The organism is Lacinutrix sp. Bg11-31 (assembly GCF_002831665.1).
Taxonomy (GTDB): Bacteria; Bacteroidota; Bacteroidia; order Flavobacteriales; family Flavobacteriaceae; genus Lacinutrix.
Genome location: NZ_CP025118.1, coordinates 1 through 17,774 on the forward strand (window position 1 = coordinate 1; position 17,774 = coordinate 17,774).

At 31.5% G+C, this 17,774-nt stretch carries 12 protein-coding genes; 11 read left to right on the top strand and 1 reads right to left on the bottom strand.

Annotated elements, in window-relative coordinates; translation table 11 throughout:
* Positions 1-259: 259 nt before the first annotated feature.
* From CW733_RS00005 to CW733_RS00020, 4 genes are all read left to right on the top strand, one after another.
* Positions 260-3,319 (top strand): hypothetical protein, encoded by a 3,060-nt coding sequence (locus CW733_RS00005; RefSeq protein ID WP_100994524.1) that lies wholly within the window; start codon positions 260-262, stop codon positions 3,317-3,319.
* Positions 3,320-3,323: 4 nt separating this feature from the next.
* The gene (locus tag CW733_RS00010) at positions 3,324-4,952 is read left to right on the top strand and encodes an SWIM zinc finger family protein (protein WP_100994526.1); all 1,629 of its coding nucleotides are present in this window, start codon (positions 3,324-3,326) and stop codon (positions 4,950-4,952) included.
* A gap of 261 nt (positions 4,953-5,213) precedes the next feature.
* Entirely contained in the window at positions 5,214-6,716 is a 1,503-nt protein-coding gene (locus tag CW733_RS00015) for a reverse transcriptase family protein (RefSeq protein WP_100994527.1), read from the top strand.
* Positions 6,717-6,958: 242 nt separating this feature from the next.
* Complete coding sequence (locus CW733_RS00020) at positions 6,959-9,397, top strand: helix-turn-helix domain-containing protein (RefSeq protein ID WP_100994529.1); 2,439 nt, start codon at positions 6,959-6,961, stop codon at positions 9,395-9,397.
* A gap of 56 nt (positions 9,398-9,453) precedes the next feature.
* Here CW733_RS00020 and CW733_RS00025 read toward each other — a convergent pair whose 3' ends face one another.
* Positions 9,454-10,596 carry an acyl-CoA dehydrogenase gene (locus tag CW733_RS00025; protein WP_100994531.1) on the bottom strand — a complete coding sequence of 381 codons (1,143 nt, stop codon included), beginning with the start codon at positions 10,594-10,596 and terminating at the stop codon, positions 9,454-9,456.
* 90 nt (positions 10,597-10,686) lie between these two features.
* Between CW733_RS00025 and CW733_RS00030 the strand changes: the two genes are divergently transcribed.
* From CW733_RS00030 to CW733_RS00060, 7 genes are all read left to right on the top strand, one after another.
* The gene (locus CW733_RS00030) at positions 10,687-11,751 is read left to right on the top strand and encodes an anhydro-N-acetylmuramic acid kinase (protein ID WP_100994533.1); all 1,065 of its coding nucleotides are present in this window, start codon (positions 10,687-10,689) and stop codon (positions 11,749-11,751) included.
* 150 nt (positions 11,752-11,901) lie between these two features.
* On the top strand, positions 11,902-13,128 hold the full coding sequence (locus tag CW733_RS00035) for a Glu/Leu/Phe/Val dehydrogenase dimerization domain-containing protein (RefSeq protein ID WP_100994535.1): 1,227 nt from the start codon (positions 11,902-11,904) through the stop codon (positions 13,126-13,128).
* A gap of 19 nt (positions 13,129-13,147) precedes the next feature.
* Complete coding sequence (gene nhaD, locus CW733_RS00040) at positions 13,148-14,551, top strand: sodium:proton antiporter NhaD (RefSeq protein WP_100994537.1); 1,404 nt, start codon at positions 13,148-13,150, stop codon at positions 14,549-14,551.
* Positions 14,552-14,602: 51 nt separating this feature from the next.
* The gene (locus CW733_RS00045; protein ID WP_100994539.1) at positions 14,603-15,304 is read left to right on the top strand and encodes a MotA/TolQ/ExbB proton channel family protein; all 702 of its coding nucleotides are present in this window, start codon (positions 14,603-14,605) and stop codon (positions 15,302-15,304) included.
* An 11-nt stretch (positions 15,305-15,315) separates the two neighbouring features.
* The gene (locus CW733_RS00050) at positions 15,316-15,708 is read left to right on the top strand and encodes a biopolymer transporter ExbD (protein ID WP_100994540.1); all 393 of its coding nucleotides are present in this window, start codon (positions 15,316-15,318) and stop codon (positions 15,706-15,708) included.
* Between the two features lies 1 nt (position 15,709).
* Complete coding sequence (locus CW733_RS00055) at positions 15,710-16,864, top strand: energy transducer TonB (protein ID WP_100994542.1); 1,155 nt, start codon at positions 15,710-15,712, stop codon at positions 16,862-16,864.
* A 7-nt stretch (positions 16,865-16,871) separates the two neighbouring features.
* Entirely contained in the window at positions 16,872-17,771 is a 900-nt protein-coding gene (locus CW733_RS00060; protein WP_100994544.1) for an energy transducer TonB, read from the top strand.
* The last annotated feature ends 3 nt before the right edge of the window (positions 17,772-17,774 follow it).

Here is a 17,774-nt window from a genome sequence, read left to right on the forward strand (position 1 = left end):
GTTTTAAACCTTTTTTGAAATACTTTAACTATTTAGAATACCACAGACTTAAGTTGATAGGCCTTGAGCGAGTGATAGCAGCGGCATCCTTTTTTTTGTTGCACTTATGCAAAAAAAAAGATATAGCGGATAGCACAGTTTTTATTTTTATAAAAACGCACCATTAATAATTACATGAAGTTTTATGGGTATTTAAATTCTAGTTATTATTTAATTACACTTTAGTTTTTGTTTATATTTACTTATAAAATCTTTATAGTTGAAAATAATTAAACAAAAAACATTATACTTTTCAGAAGGTAAATCGGATAAAGTTTATGAAGTGGACCTTTGTGAATCGGGCTCAGATTTATTTATAGTCAATTTTAGATACGGTAGAAGAGGTGCTAGTTTGAGAGAAGGTACTAAAACGGTATTTCCTATAGCTTATGATGAAGCACTTGTAATATTTAATAGTTTGGTTTCTTCTAAAAAGAAGAAAGGTTATAATGAGGAATTATCTTTGATTACTAACGAAACTCCTGAGGTTAATATTGAATTAAATGTAGGAAGAGAGGATACCATAATAAAATATTTAAAGGATGCTGTTTTAGGTGTATATGTTAGAGATTGGAAGGTTTCTAGAATTATAATGAGGGCTTCTTTTTTTAATATAGTTAAATCTATACCACATATAAATCACTTTATTGACTCTAAAGATGCTTTTGAACAATATGCTTCTATTTATTCATTATCTAAATTCAATGATGTTTCTAACATAGATAAGATTTTTGATGTATTTGATTCTAAAGGTTTTATTGATAAAGTTGGTCGTGTTTGTGCTTCTTATATTTTGAAGCTTGGTGATGAGAGCTCTAAATCTAAAGTTAGAGATCAAGCTTTAGTTAATTTACCTGAAGAACTTAAAATTCATATTAGAAACACCGATGCTTTTTTTAATGCATTATCAATTTACTTTTTAAAAGATAAGGATATTGATGGATCGGTATTATATTACTGTTATTTATTTTCTATTAATGATATTTCATTTAAAAAACAATTATATGCTTTTATAGATAAAGCTCCTTTAAAGGTAAACTTTTTTAAATCTATACGATATATTTATAGGGCTTCGCATATTTTAAACGATGTTAGTTTTTTTGCGTTAACATCTAAAAGAATAGCCATTAGTAAACCAGGTTACACTTCTAATTATTTGTATGTAAATAATGAATGGACTAATGCAGATACAGAGAAGCAAAAAACAAATCCTTCAATAGCGTTTTCTAAAAAAACAAAGAATTATTTTAATAAGACTACTTATCAGTTTATATACGACATAAGTAAAACTAATAAAACGTTATATGTTGAGTATGCTAAATCTCTTTTAGTGTCACTTGATGATGCATTAGATAATGCTAAAGAAGATGTTCAGTATCATTATAATTACAATAATGAAACGAGGAAATATAATACAGAGAAACGCGTTTTCCCAAAATATCATGAGTTTTTAGCATTGATGTATATTGTTTACGGAAATTCTACTCGATTACAACACCAGAGTAATAAATGGTTTTATTTAGAAAGTGACACAAATAATTTAACAAGAGAAGACGCTCTTACTAAGCTATGGGATTCTAAACCAGATGAAGTTGTTTATATATTAGCAAATGCTAAGAGTGAAATAGCTGTTGAATTTGCTTTAAGAATTATTAAAGACAATAGTCATTTTTTAGAAAATATAGATGATGAGTTATTAGAACAGTTAGTATCTCATTATCATCCAAGAGTATTAGATATCATTTTAGATATTGTAGAACAAAGATTTCGATTAATTAAACCAGAAAGTTCTTTATTAATAGGATTAATTAAAGCCAATAATGACAGAGCAAATACTTTAGGATTTAATTGGTTGAAAAAATATGAGTCTGATTTTTTCGCTGAAACTAGTTTTATAGAACGACTATTATTAATAGGTAAAGAAAATGTTATAGATTATTTAAAGGAAGTATTTGATAGATCTATTAAATACAATCAACCTTTAAATATAGAAAACTTTAATAGTTTATTTAATTCACCTTCAATATTTACATTAGAATATCTTATTGAAGTAAATAACTTAATAGGAAATACTAACTTTGGAAAATTACTAAGCTCTGTTTCTGAAGAAAAGATAAAAGCGTTAGCAACCTCAAACATTGATATAAATAAATTATTCGCTGCAAATTTAGCTAAGCAAAATATTTTACCAACTTATCAATTATTTAAAGACACTGTTGATGGTTATATAAATTCGGAAAACCCACAATTGCGTCAAGTTGGAATCGAGTTATTATCTCATTTCCCAGATGAATTTCTTTTAGAAAATCATTATAGAATAAGTGCTTTTTGTTTTTCAGAATATGATGAAGTTAGAGAGGCTATTCAACCAACAGTTGAAAAACTAATTCGGTTAGATGAAAGCTTTAAAAATAATCTTTTTAAATCTTTAGTTCGAGCGGTTGAAACCTCTGAAACTTATGAAGGATTGCATAAAAACTGTTACACTCTTTTAACATCTAATTACAAACAGTATTTAAGTAGTATATCTCAAGATAGTATATTTGGATTGCTACTATCTAATTACGATTATGCCCAGAAATTGGGAGAACCTTTATTTAATGAGCATGTTGATATAGAAATACTATCTATAAACGCCATTGTTCAATTGGCAAATAGTGACATTTTTACAATTAGAACTATTGTAAAGGACTATTTTAAAAATCATATACCTAAAATTAATTACGAATTAGAAACTGCATTATTAATTTTTAATTCCGATTGGGAAGACATAATTACTTGGGCTTGTACTTATTTTGAAGAACATATTAAATCTGAAAATTGGTCAACAAACATGTTGCTTTATGCATGCGATCACACAAAAATGGAAGTTCAGTATTTTGGTCGTAAAATGATAACACAACATTTTAGTGATGAAAAAGGTTTGCCTTTATTATTGAAACTCCAAGAACATCCTACAAAAGCAATGCAATTTTTTGTAACGAATTATTTAGATAATTATGCAAAAGATAATGAAGAAATTATCCTAAAATTAGAAACCTATTTTAAAACATCCTTGTTTAATATTAATGAAAATAGAGTTGCAAAAACAAGAGTTTATACATTTTTGGAACAAGAGTCTATTAAAAACAAATCTGTTGCAATTATGACAACACGATTAGTAGAAGCCGTTTTAGGGACAAATACAATAACAGATACCAGTAATAATATAGACATACTGTTAACTATTGCCGAAGCATATCCAGATATTGAAATTCCATTATTAATAAAACAGAATTAATTGTATGCAGTTTAATTATAAATATGGAGGATCGAGTAGTGTAAACAATGGAGTGTCTGCAACAGATGTAAGTTTTGCTCCAGACACTTTAAGAGAGCCAACATTTTTTGTTGGAACTTTAGATAAAAAAATCCCTTTTAGGGAAGCTATTTCAGCATTACATCATGTTGTAGTTGCCGATTTTAATTTTCAGCCAAAAGATAATACTGAATATTTAGCTTGGTTAAAAAGCCAAGAAGAGATTTGGTTAGCCGAGGCGAGTTCAGATTTATCAACATTACAAACAGAAATTCATAATGTGCGTTCGCAATTAGAAGGACTTCGTAAAGAACGCGATGTCATTATGAAACCTTACTATAAAGCACAACGTAACTATTTTAATTATCTATACAAACGCGATATGGATGCTTGGATGGTATTGGATCCTGTAATTACAGTGCATCCAGACCAGGTGTTTTTTGAATGTTTTAGTAAAGATGAATCCGTTTACGGAAAATTATCTTGCGGCTATGATATCTTTAATAATATAAGTGATTTTAAATGCGGTACAACCAACATTGATTATTCGAAGAAATTATATGAAGAATTTCAGAAAATAAGAACCTATAAGGAAACAGATTTAAAAATTGATCCTAAAGGTTTTGATGTAAAAACAACAGGAGAAGAAAACTACAGAGAAGTAAAAATAGATTTACCTGATAGTTGGGTTCGTGGATTTCTTCAAGTAAGTACAGCAATGACCTCTAAAAAAGTATCTTTTGAATTAGAAGCTATTGATATTGCTAATTTTATTTCAGTATTAAAAAGAAACAAAGAACGAAAAGGACCACGTTCTATAAAATATATATTAAAACCTGGCGAACCTATAATTGCTGTTTTCAAACCTTGGAATATAGAAGTAGTTTGTAAACAATCAATATATAATGGAGATTCGGCTCAAGAAATTAGAGTTTGGGGAAGACGTCGTATTCTACTTTTAGAACGTTTATTACCAATAACGGACAGGTTTACAGTACACCTTTTAGGTAATGGAATGCCTTCGTTTTATACAGCACATTTAACTTCCGAAATGTATTTTACTTTAGGACTTTCTGGATGGACAGCTAATGATTGGACACAATCCAGCCAATTAGATTTATTATCTCCAAGAGGTCAAGTACCTGCAACAACAATGCAAAGTGTGTATTTAGAATTACGAAAACATTGGTTTGCAAGCGAAGCTGAAATTGCTAAAACTATGAACTTAGATGTATCGGTTGTAAATAAATCTTTAGAAACATTTACTCAAGCAGGTAAAGTTATTTTCGATTTAAAGAATAAAGTATACCGTATTCGCGAACTTAAAAGAGAAGGAATAGATATAGAATCTTTACGTTTTTCTAGTGAAACTGATAAAGAAGCTTATAAATTAATGGAGCAAAATGCGGTGTCCGATTTAAAAGTTGAAAATAGAAACGATAAAATTACACTTAAAAGTATTGTAAGTAATAAATACAAAGTTGTTGCAACAATAGACAACGATTTAAAAATTGTAGATGGTAGTTGCACATGCAGTTACTATTCTGAGAATAAAATGACAAAAGGACCTTGTGAGCATATATTAGCAACAAGAATCACTTTTGATAAAAAATAATATTATATTTAAACCCATGGTAGTGATAAGATAAAAACCTTGCATTTTGATTGGTGTATCGCCAATCTTGCTTAAAGACACCGAACGCATCACTGACTCGAACTTAACTTGTGAAATAGGTACTAGTGTACTATTTCCGGTTAGACTTCTGCGAAGTGAAATAATACACTAGTACCTATTTCACTGGAGTTGTTCAATTCAGTCTTGAGAATAGTACGAAGGGAATACAACATACATCTTATCGCTACCTTTTTTTATTATATGAAAAATTCTACAGAAAGAAGACAGGAAATTTATGATAAAATAAAAGCGTCTTCTAAACAAGAATACATACTTTCTGAAATGAAACGTTTGGGTTTTTGGAATCAAGAAGAGCTTGATTTTAAAAGTGTAAACGCATTTTTTAAAGAAGAATCTCAACTGTCTAAAGAATTACAAAAGCTTTTAAAGGAAAAACGAATTATTGAAGATCCTGAAGCTTTTTTAGCAAAAAAGCATCAAGAACGTAAATTAGCTTCTAAACAATCTCAAAAAGAAACTAAAGAAAGACGAGAAAAAGAACGTTTAGAAAAAGCTGCACAATGGAAAGCCTCTAAAGAAAAAGAGATTCTTTACATAGGTTCTGGTTATTCTAATAACCTTAATCAAAACGAATCTGATGTTGCACGTTTAAAAACACAAAACTTACCAGTTTTAAATACTGCTCAAGATTTAGCATTAGCTATTGGTATTACGGTTGGTGAACTTCGGTTTTTGTCTTTTACTAGAAAGAACTCAAAGATTAGTCATTACAAACGATTTCAAATGCCTAAAAAATCTGGTGGTTATCGTTTAATTTCGGCACCAATGCCAAAGCTTAAAAATGCGCAGCATTGGATTTTAGAACATATTTTAAATAATGTAAAAGTACACGACAATGCACACGGTTGTGTTATTGGTAAATCTATAAAAACCAATGCTATTCCGCATATTGGAAAATCGGTTGTTGTGAATCAAGATTTTAAAAATTTTTTTCCATCGGTAACTTATAACAGAATAAAAGGTGTGTTTATGGCTTTAGGTTACTCTAATCAAGTAGCTACTATTTTAGCATTAATATGTTCCGAACCTAAAATACTTGACGTTTCTTTATTAGGCGAAGATTATTATGCGCAACGTGGAGAGCGTTTTTTACCACAAGGTTCGCCTTGCAGTCCTGCAATTACAAATATTTTATGCCAAAAATTAGATTACAGATTATCTGGTTTAGCAAAGAAATATAATTTCGATTATACAAGATATGTAGACGATATTACGTTTTCCGGAGCTAAGGAATGCTTACCTAAAATTACAGCATTGCTTAAATATTCTGGTAAAATTGTTAGAGATGAAAATTTCAAGTTGCATCCAGAAAAATTACGAGTAATGAAACGCAATGCCAAGCAAGAAGTTACTGGTGTTGTTGTAAATGAGAAAGCTAATATTAGTAAAACGTCTTTAAAACGATTTAGAGCTTTATTACATCAAATAGAAAAAGAAGGAATAGAAGGTAAGTATTGGAACAAAGGCGGAAATGTCTTGGCTCAAATAGATGGTTATGCTAATTTTATTTTTCAGATTGACGAAGTAAAAGGAGCTATTTATAAAGAACGCGTAAATGCTATTCTTGTAAAATATAACTATAAGGAAGCGCATAAAAAACAATATGCACCAAATGCTAAAAAAGGAGGTTCTGGTTTATTAAGTGGTTTTATTAAAAAGGTATCTTCATTTTTTAAGAAGTAAAGATTTTAGTTTTAATATTGGCCATAGTAAGTAGGAGCGCGAACGATAAAAACGGCATCCTTTTTTTATTATTCCCCAAAAAATAAATATATAATAAAGCGCTTGCTTGAAAGCATTGACGCTTAAAGAAGTCCAGACTAAAAAAAGATATAGTGGATAGCGTGGTTTTTATTTTTCTTAAAAACGCGCCATAAAAACTATTCATTTTATTTATCTTGAGATTCTGTATTGAAATACTAAAAATGACTACAAATAAGGAATTAGATTTAGCTTGGGATTTTATTAATAACACAAATAGAAATGTGTTTTTAACAGGAAAAGCGGGAACTGGAAAAACTACTTTTTTACATAAGCTAAAGATGAACTCTTTAAAGCGAATGGTAGTGGTAGCACCAACTGGTGTTGCGGCTATTAATGCTAAAGGTGTGACTATACATTCGTTTTTCCAGATGCCTTTTGGGCCTATTTTACCTAACGAAGATTTAAAAGGTTCGGGAGGTTTTAATAGAAAATTTGGGAAGACGAAGATCAATATTATTAAATCTATGGATTTATTGGTTATTGATGAAATTAGTATGGTTCGAGCAGATTTGCTTGACGGTATCGACAAAACGCTAAGAAGATTTAGAGATAGAACTAAAGTTTTTGGTGGTGTGCAGTTATTAATGATTGGTGATTTACAACAATTATCGCCTGTTGTTAAGGATAATGAATGGCAATTATTAAAGCCTTTTTATGACAATGCTTTCTTTTTTAGCAGTATTGCTTATAAAGAGTCGTTGGCTATTACTGTTGAGTTAAAACATATTTACAGACAGGATAATCCTAAGTTTATAGATATTTTAAATGAAATAAGAACGAATACTTTATCGCAGGAATCTGCCGATGAATTAAATAAAAGTTACGATCCTAATTTTCAAGCTACAGAAGAGGAAGGTTACATTTCGTTAACGACACACAATTTTAAGGCAGAACAAACTAATAAGTCCGAATTAGAGAAACTGAAAGGAAAATCTGTTAATTATAAAGCTTCGGTAGAAGGTAAGTTTCCAGAATTTTCATATCCAACAAAAGAGGTTTTAAACCTAAAAGTTGGTTCTCAAGTTATGTTTATTAAAAACGATAGCTCTGTAGAGAAACGTTATTTTAATGGAAAAATAGGTAAAGTTATTTTACTAGATAAGGACGAAGTTGTTGTAAAATGTCCGGACGACGAGTTTAATATTATTACAAAACCAGAGGTTTGGGATAATATAAATTATGATGTAGATAAGGAGACTAAAGCAATTACAGAAAACAAAATCGGCTCTTATACGCAAATGCCTTTACGTTTGGCTTGGTCTATTACAATTCATAAAAGTCAAGGTTTAACTTTTGAGAAAGCCATTATAGATGCCGAAGGTGCTTTTGCTCATGGGCAAACGTATGTTGCGTTAAGTCGTTGTAAAAGTTTGGAAGGTTTGGTGCTAAAAAGTAAAATTAGTTCTAATCAGATAATTAGCGATATTAATGTTATTTCGTTTAATAAAAGAGCCGAAGAAAATCAACCAGACGATGCTGTTTTGGCAAAATCGAAGTCCGATTTTCAATTAGATTTAATATCAGAGATTTTCAATTTTTATAAATTTTTATATCCTGTTAATCGCGTTTTAGATATCTATTATAAAAACAGAGGTAGCATAGAAGGTAATGTTGAAGCACCTTTAATTACAATTAAAGATTGTGCAGCTAGTTTACTTAAAGTTGCCAATGGTTTTAAAGCACAATTGAATGAGCTTTCTGAAATTACACTTACACCAGAATCAAGTAAAGAAATACAAGCTCGTTTTATAAAAGCTTTAAATTATTATAAAAAAGAGGTAGAGGCAAAAATTCTTGAACCTTATAAAACATTTAGTTTTACAACAGATAATAAGACTGTAGAAAAAGATATTGCAAAAGCTTTAGATTTATTTGAAGAGTTGCTAGCAGCAAAACAACTTTATTTTAAAGGCTTGGCTGATGGTTTTAAAGTGAAACAATTTTTAGAGTTAAGAGCAAAGTCTGTTTTCTTGGCAAAAGAAGCACCAAAGAAACCTAGAAAAACTATTATCGATGGTACTACAAATGTTGAGTTATTCGAGTTACTTCGTGAGTTAAGAAATACAATTGCGAAGGATCATGATTTGGTTCATTTTCAAATTTTCACACAAAAATCTTTATATGAAATGTGTGAGACCTTACCAACTAATTCTGCCGAATTACTTAAAGTAAACGGTTTTGGTAAAACCAGAGTAGAGAAGTACGGAAGTGATATTTTAAAAGTAATACGAGAGTATTGCGATGAAAATGATATTGAAACAGCTAAGAAATCTGAAATTTTTGAAGAAGCAAAACCCAAACGAAAAGTAGGAGAAACTAAAAGAACGTCTCTAGATTTATTTAAATCGGGAAAAGCAATAGAACAAATAGCTATGGAACGCGATTTAAATGTCGCGACTATTAGCGGACATTTATCAAGTTTTATAGACACTGGAGAGATTAAGATATTAGACTTAATTTCTGAAAGACATTATAAAGAACTAAAAGCTATTATCCCAAAACATAAGTTCGAAAACCTCTCAGACTTAAAACACCAAATAAATAATAAGTACACTTTTGGAGAAATAAGATTAGTGCTAGAGGATTTAGCAAGGAAATAAAAAAAAGCGTAACCAAATAAAAGGTTACGCTTTTTTTATATAAATTAAAGATGTTATTATCCTTTAATAAGGCCTCTTGAAATTACAATTTTCTGTATTTCAGAAGTTCCTTCATATATTTGTGTAATCTTAGCATCACGCATTAAACGCTCTACATGGTACTCTTTTACAAAACCATTACCACCATGTATTTGTACAGCTTCAACTGTATGTGTCATTGCAACTTGAGAAGCATATAATTTAGCCATAGCACTAGACATATCGTAATTGTTTCCTTGATCTTTATCCCAAGCAGCTTTCATTACTAACATTCTAGCAGCTTCAATCTCAGTATACATGTCTGCTAACTTAAAAGCAATCGCTTGATGGTTACAAATCTCAGTTCCAAAAGCTTTACGCTCTTTAGAATATTTTAGAGCCAATTCATAAGCACCACCAGCAATACCTAAAGCTTGAGATGCTATACCAATACGTCCTCCAGATAAAGTTTTCATGGCAAATTTAAAACCAAAACCATCTTCACCAATTCTGTTTTCTTTTGGCACTTTAACATCGTTAAATTGTAACGTATGCGTATCACTACCACGTATTCCTAATTTATCTTCTTTAGGTCCAACATCAAAACCAGGAGTTCCTTTTTCAACTATAAAAGCATTAATACCTTTATGCCCTTTGTCTTTATCTGTTTGTGCAATTACTAAATAAACATCAGCTCTTCCTCCACTAGTAATCCAGTTTTTTGTTCCGTTAATTACGTAGTGATCTCCTTTATCTATAGCAGTTGTTTTTTGCGATGTAGCATCACTTCCTGCTTCTGGTTCACTTAAACAAAAAGCACCTACAAACTCACCAGTAGCAAGCTTAGTTAAGTATTTCTGTTTTTGTTCTTCATTAGCATAAGATTCTAAACCATAACAAACTAAAGAATTGTTTACAGAAACAATTACAGAAGCAGAAGCATCGATTTTAGACAACTCTTCCATTATTAAAACGTAAGAAATAGCATCCATTCCGCTTCCACCATATTTAGGATCTACCATAATACCCATAAAACCTAAATCACCCATTTTTTTTACTAATTCTTGTGGGAATTCCTGTTTATTATCACGTTCTATAACGCCTGGTAATAATTCGGTTTGTGCAAAATCACGAGCTGCGTCGCGTATCATTATATGCTCTTCGGTTAAGCTAAAATCCATATTTCTTATACTATTAATTTGATAAAATTAGACTGCAAATATAGCTTTTTAATAGTTTTCTTTCAATAGATATTTCTATTTTTACAGAATATGATAAAAAAGGAATACAATATTATTGGTGTTATGTCTGGGACCTCTTTAGACGGAATAGATTTAGCATTCATTAATTTTTATTTTAAAGAGAATTGGTCTTTTAAAATTGTTAAAGCCGAAACTATCGCTTACGCGGAAGAATGGCTTGGTAAATTGAAAACTTTAATAAAACATTCAAAAGAAGAACTAAAAGAATTAGACACAGATTATACATTGTACTTAGCTGAAGTTATAGACAATTTTATCAAAATAAATAACATTTCTTCTATAGATGCTATCTGTTCTCATGGACACACTGCACTACATAAACCCGAAAACGGACTAACATACCAAATCGGGAACCTTCCTATTTTAGCAAAAATTTTAAACCAAACAATAGTTTGCGATTTTAGAGTTCAAGATGTCCAATTTGGAGGTCAAGGTGCACCTTTAGTTCCAATTGGAGATCAATTGTTGTTTTCAGAATATAACTATTGCGTAAACCTTGGAGGTTTTGCAAATGTTTCAACAGAAATTAAAGGACAAAGAATCGCTTTTGACATTTGTCCAGTAAATATCGTCCTTAATAGGTATGTTTCAATATTAGGTTTTGCTTACGATAATAAAGGTGCTTTAGCAAAAGAAGGAACAATAAATAACGATTTGTTAAATGAATTAAATAACCTTAAGTTTTATAATGAAACGTATCCAAAATCATTAGGATTAGAATGGGTTAATGAAATTATATTCCCAATTATTGATAGTTATAAGCTTTCAGTAAAAGATGTTTTAAGAACTTTTGTAGAGCATGTCGCTATTCAGATTTCTAATGTTTTAAATAGTCAGCAAAATGCATCAGTATTAATAACTGGAGGCGGCGTTTTTAACTCGTTTTTAATGTCAAGAATAGAATACTTATGTAACAATACAATTCAAATACCTTCAAAAGAAATTATAGAATTTAAAGAAGCTTTAATTTTTGGCTTTTTAGGAGTTTTAAAACTTCGAGGAGAAAACAACAGTCTGGCTAGTGTTACAGGCGCAAAAAAGGACCATTCTTCAGGTGTAATCTTTCAATCGTAAAAAAAAATATTTTTTTACCTTATGCACCTTTAGTTTTTTATATTTGTTAAACCAATAAATCAGCATTCAAATGAATCAACTTTAGCTACGTTTCAATTATATTCTCAGGAAAAAAATAAAATAAATTGATAACGTTACAACCAACTATAAATGAAAGAATTACTTAAAATATACGAAAATAAAGAGCCAGAAATTGTTTTTAACTGGAAAGATGCAGAAACCGAAGCCGAAGGTTGGACAGTAATAAACTCTCTTAGAGGAGGTGCTGCAGGTGGAGGAACAAGAATGCGTAAAGGATTAGATATGAACGAAGTGCTATCACTAGCAAAAACAATGGAAGTTAAATTTACTGTTTCTGGACCAGCGATTGGTGGTGCAAAATCAGGAATTAATTTCGATCCTAAAGATCCAAGAAAAAAAGGAGTTTTAGAGCGTTGGTATAAAGCAGTCTCTCCATTACTTAAAAGTTATTATGGAACTGGAGGCGATTTAAATGTAGACGAAATCCATGAGGTAATTCCAATTACAGAACAATCTGGAGTTTGGCATCCACAAGAAGGTGTGTTTAACGGACACTTTAAACCAACTGAAGCAGATAAAATTAATAGAATTGGACAATTACGTCAAGGTGTAATTAAAGTTATAGAAAATCCAGGTTTTTCTCCAGATGTTGCAAGAAAGTATACAGTAGCAGATATGATTACAGGTTATGGCGTTGCCGAAGCTGTAAAACATTACTACGAAATTTACGGAGGAAGTGTTGTTGGAAAACGCGCAGTAGTTCAAGGTTTTGGAAACGTAGGTTCTGCCGCAGCTTATTATTTAGCACAAATGGGTGCTAAAGTGGTGGGTATTATAGACATTTCTGGTGGTGTAATTAAAGAAGAAGGTTTTTCTTTCGATGAGATTACTAATTTCTTCTTAACAAAAAACGGAAACACTTTGCATACAGATAACATGATTCCGTTTGCAGAAATGAACGAACGTATTTGGTCTCTAGAAACTGAGGTTTTTGCACCGTGTGCAGCATCGCGTTTAATAACTCAAGATCAAATTAGCCAGATGATTAATACTGGACTTGAAGTTATTTCATGTGGAGCAAATGTGCCTTTTGCAGATAAAGAAATTTTCTTTGGAAGTATTATGGAATCTACAGACGAGAAAGTAAGTCTTATACCAGATTTTATCTCAAACTGTGGAATGGCAAGAGTATTCGCATACTTTATGGAACGTAAAGTACAAATGACGGATGATGCCATTTTCAACGATACTTCAAATATTATTAAAAAGGCAATTCAAAATACTTACGATAAAAACCCAAGTAAAACCGAAATTAGTAAAACAGCTTTCGAGATTGCATTAACTCAACTTGTTTAAAAACCCTCATTAATAAAATATGGAAACAGCAATTATTCTAGTATTTGTCATTGGTTATTTAGCCATTACATTAGAGCACAGCATTAAAATCGATAAATTAATCCCTGCATTAGTCATGATGGCTATAAGTTGGGCATTAATTTCATTAGGTATAGATTCGTTTCCTAATTGGTTCGATTCTGCTAATCATGCATTAGTAGAAAATTTTCCTGCTTTAGGTCACGAAGCTAAAATGCACTTAATGGAAGAGACATTATTGCATCATCTAGGCAAAACAGCAGAAATTTTGGTGTTCTTATTAGGAGCAATGACAATTGTAGAGATTATTGATTACTTCGATGGTTTTTCAACAATTAAAAACTTTATTAAAACAAAGAAGAAGTCTAAAATCCTTTGGATATTTTGTTGTTTAGCGTTTGTGCTTTCAGCAATTATAGACAACTTAACAGCAACGATAGTATTAATATCAATACTTCAAAAAATTGTAAAAGATAGAAACGTACGTATTTGGTATGCAGGTTTAATAATCATTGCGGCAAATGCAGGTGGTGCTTTTTCTCCAATTGGAGACGTAACAACAACAATGCTTTGGATTGGTAAAAAAGTATCAACAGGTCACTTATTTGGTTACCTATTATTACCATCTTTAATATGTATGTTAGTACCTACTTTTATAGCTTCATTTTTACCAGCATTTAAAGGAAATTTGGATGTTGAAAAAAATACAGACGATAAACCAAAAAGTCGTTTCAGCGGTACAATGTTATATTTAGGATTAGGAGCAATTGTTTTTGTACCTATCTTTAAAATGGTAACGCACTTACCACCATATGTTGGAATGATGTTATCTTTAGGAGTTGTAGCTATTTTTGCGGAAATTTATAGTTCTTCAAAATTCAGTTTAACAGAGTATGATGGAGAAGAAAGTGATGCCCATGCAAACCACAGTCCTGTACATCATTCATTATCTAAAATCGAATTACCAAGTATCTTGTTTTTCTTAGGTATTTTAATGGCTGTAGCAGCTTTAGAATCTTTAGGAACATTATTTAATTTTGCAGATTCTTTACAAACTTCTGTTCCTATGTTAGGAACTGAAATTCATGCAGGAGGCCACGAAGGTGTTTCAGATTTAGTAGTGATTCTATTAGGAATTGGTTCTGCAGTAATAGACAACGTACCATTAGTTGCAGCAAGTTTAGGAATGTTCCATGAACCTATGGATAACGAGCTTTGGCACTTCATTGCATACGCAGCTGGAACAGGTGGAAGTATGTTAATTATTGGTTCTGCAGCAGGAGTTGTTGCTATGGGAATGGAGAAAATTGACTTTTTCTGGTATTTCAAAAAAATCTCTTGGTTAGCATTAGTAGGCTTTTTAGCAGGTACATTAGTCTTCTTTTGGACTAGAACACTTTTTTAAATTATACGAGATTAAAAATATTAACGTTATACATTTATCTAAACACACAATATGTTAAGCACATTTTTACAAGACGCAGCACAAGATGCAGATTTATTAGTTGATGGAAAAGCAACTGAAAAAACATTATCAATAATCGAGTTAATTACAACTGGAGGAACAGCAGGAATAATAATAATAGGTTTGCTATTTGTTTTATTTGTTGCCGCACTTTATATTTATTTTGAAAGAATAATGGCTATTAAAGAAGCTTCAAAGGTAGATGCTAATTTTATGAATCAAATTAAAGACTACGTTAGTAGTGGTAAAATTGACTCTGCTCAAAATTTATGTTCACAAACAAACTCACCTGTATCAAGATTAATTAGTAAAGGTATTTCTAGAATAGGAAAACCTTTAGACGATATTAATACAGCAATAGAAAACGCAGGTCGTTTAGAAATTTATAGCCTAGAGAAAAACGTAAGTGTTTTAGCTACAATTTCTGGAGCCGCACCAATGATTGGTTTTCTTGGAACAGTTATTGGAATGATTCTTTCAATATTTGAAATAGCAAACTCAGGTGGTTCTATCGATATTAAAACATTAGCAGATGGTTTATATACAGCAATGACAACAACCGTTGGAGGTTTAATTGTAGGAATTGTTGCTTATATAGCATATAATCATGTTGTTGTTAAAACAGATAAAGTGGTTTATCAAATGGAGGCAAATTCATTAGAATTTTTAGACCTTTTAAATGAACCAATCTAATAACTAATTTTATGAATTTACGCGGAAGAAATAAAGTAACACCAGAATTCAATATGTCTTCTATGACAGATATTGTTTTCCTACTACTTATCTTTTTTATGATTGCTTCTACGCTAGTTTCAGCTGAAGCCATAGATCTGTTATTACCAAAATCAACAAGTAAAACAACACAAACAAAAAGTGTGTCTGTAAGTGTGGATAAAAATAATAGCTACTATATAGACCTAAAAAAAGTATCAAAAGAAACATTAGAATCTGAGTTATTAGCAAAAATTGGTGGAGTAGAATCTCCAACAATTACCATTCGTTCAGATCAAGATGTCGAAATGAAACACGTAGTCTACATAATGGACATAGCAAATAGAAACAAGATAAAATCAACTTTAGCAGTTAAGTCTCAATAATTTGAAATACCTACAAACAAAACACGAACAGAATTCAGCTAAAATCACAACTCTAATAGTTGTGATTGTTGTGTTGTTATGCTTTGTAGTTGGTCAAGACTATCAAGATTTACCAGAAGAATATGGTGTTGCTATTAATTTTGGAGACGCAAGTGCTGTTAGTGACAATACACCACCAAACACATCAGCTAAAGTTCAAGAATCAGAATTAGAAGAATCAGAAGAAGAAATTGTTGAAGAAGAAATTGTTGAAGAAGTTGTAGAAGAAGAAAATCTCGAAGAAGAAATAGAGGAAGCAGCATTAGAAGCTAAAAAAGAAGAGGAAGAAGCCGAAAAACAACTTCAAGAAGAATTAGCAGAAAAGGAAGATGCAGAAGAAGCTGCTGCCAAAGCCGCTGAAGCTGAAAAAGCTGAAAAGGCAGCCGAAGCAGAAAAATTATTAGCGCAAGAAGAAGAGGAAGCGTTAAGAGTGAAAAATGAAAAGATTGCAAAAGAAGCTAAAGAGGTAAAGGACGCTAAAGAAAAATTAGAAAAAGAAACTAAGGCTAAGGCAGATAAAATTGAAGCAGAAAAAAAAGCAGCAGAAACTAAGGCGAGTGCTGATAAAGCTGCAAAAGAAGCTAAAGCCAAAGCAGATGTAGCTGCTAAAGTAAAATCTCGAAAAGCGGCTGCGGATAAAGCAGCAAAAGCAAAGTCAGCAGCGGAAGCAAAAGCTAAAGCCGCTAAGGCAGCTGCAGCAAAAGTCGCGAGTGATAAAGCAGCAGCAGCAGCAGCAGCAAAAAAGAAAAGCGAAGGCAATAAAAGTGTTTCTTTTAAACTTGTAGAAAACTCACCTATTTATCCAGGTTGCGAATCAGGTAATAATAACGCAAGAAAAAAGTGCATGAACGATAAAATCAATCAATTCATTGCTAAGAATTTTAATACAATATTAATATCTGACTTAGGGTTATCCGGTAAGCAAGAAATATTTATTCGTTTTACAATTAACCAATCTGGGAATATTACTGGAATTAGAGTAAAAGGGCCACATGCTCAATTAGAAGAAGAAGCAAAACGAGTAACAAAGTTATTGCCAAAAATGAAACCAGGAATACAACAAGGAAGACCAGTATCAGTGTCTTTTAATTTACCAATTAGTGTAAATGGTAATTAATAACTAAATGAAATATTTAAAAACAAAACACGAACAGAATTCAGCTAAGATAACAGCGTTAATAGTAGTTATCTTAATCTTGTTGTGCTTTGTCGTTGGCCAAGACTATCAAGATCCTCCTGAAGAATATGGAGTAGCAGTAAACTTTGGTAATTCGGCAGTTGGAAGCGGTAACATGCAACCAGACAAGCCTGTTAAATCAGAAGACTTAGACATAAATAAACAGCCTCAAGAGGCACAGTCAGAACCAAACAAAGCAGAGGAACAAACAGATGAGACTCAAGAAGCAGCAGCTTCAGAGGAAATTAAAGAAGATGCCCTAACTCAAGACATAGAAGAGGCAATAGCTATAAAAAAAACTGAGGCGTTAAAAAAGGCTAAAGCAGAAGCAGATGCTAAAGCAAAAGAAGCAGCAGCAAAAAAAGCTAAAGCAAAAGTAGATGCAGAAGTAAAAAAGAAAGCAGAAGAAGCTAAGAAGCGAGCAGAAATAGATGCAATGATGGGAGGAATGAATAATTCCGATGGAGAGTCAAGTGGTAGTGAAGGTAACGATAATGAAGCTGGAGATAAAGGACAACTCGATGGTAATCCTTATGCACCAAGTTATTTTGGAGGAGGAAAAGGTAATGGAGGAGTAGGTTCTGGTCTTGGTGGGCGTGGTCAAGGAAAATTTAGTGAGGTTAAACAAGATTGTAACGAAGAAGGATTGGTTGTTGTATTAGTTGAAGTAGATAGAAATGGTAAAGTGGTTAAGGCAACGCCTGGAGTACAAGGAACAGAAAATACAGCACCTTGTTTATTAGAGCCAGCAAGAAAGATTGCAGAATCAGGTAAATGGCCAGCAGATTCAAAAGCACCTACAAGACAAATAGGTTTTGTAAGTATAGACTTCAAATTAGGACAATAAAAA

Coding starts and splice junctions, on each gene's coding strand:
- CW733_RS00010 (WP_100994526.1), top strand. CDS start 3,324: ATGCAGTTTAATTATAAATATGGAGGATCGAGTAGTGTAAACAATGGA.
- CW733_RS00015 (WP_100994527.1), top strand. CDS start 5,214: ATGAAAAATTCTACAGAAAGAAGACAGGAAATTTATGATAAAATAAAA.
- CW733_RS00020 (WP_100994529.1), top strand. CDS start 6,959: ATGACTACAAATAAGGAATTAGATTTAGCTTGGGATTTTATTAATAAC.
- CW733_RS00025 (WP_100994531.1), bottom strand. CDS start 10,596: ATGGATTTTAGCTTAACCGAAGAGCATATAATGATACGCGACGCAGCT.
- CW733_RS00030 (WP_100994533.1), top strand. CDS start 10,687: ATGATAAAAAAGGAATACAATATTATTGGTGTTATGTCTGGGACCTCT.
- CW733_RS00035 (WP_100994535.1), top strand. CDS start 11,902: ATGAAAGAATTACTTAAAATATACGAAAATAAAGAGCCAGAAATTGTT.
- nhaD (WP_100994537.1), top strand. CDS start 13,148: ATGGAAACAGCAATTATTCTAGTATTTGTCATTGGTTATTTAGCCATT.
- CW733_RS00045 (WP_100994539.1), top strand. CDS start 14,603: ATGTTAAGCACATTTTTACAAGACGCAGCACAAGATGCAGATTTATTA.
- CW733_RS00050 (WP_100994540.1), top strand. CDS start 15,316: ATGAATTTACGCGGAAGAAATAAAGTAACACCAGAATTCAATATGTCT.
- CW733_RS00060 (WP_100994544.1), top strand. CDS start 16,872: ATGAAATATTTAAAAACAAAACACGAACAGAATTCAGCTAAGATAACA.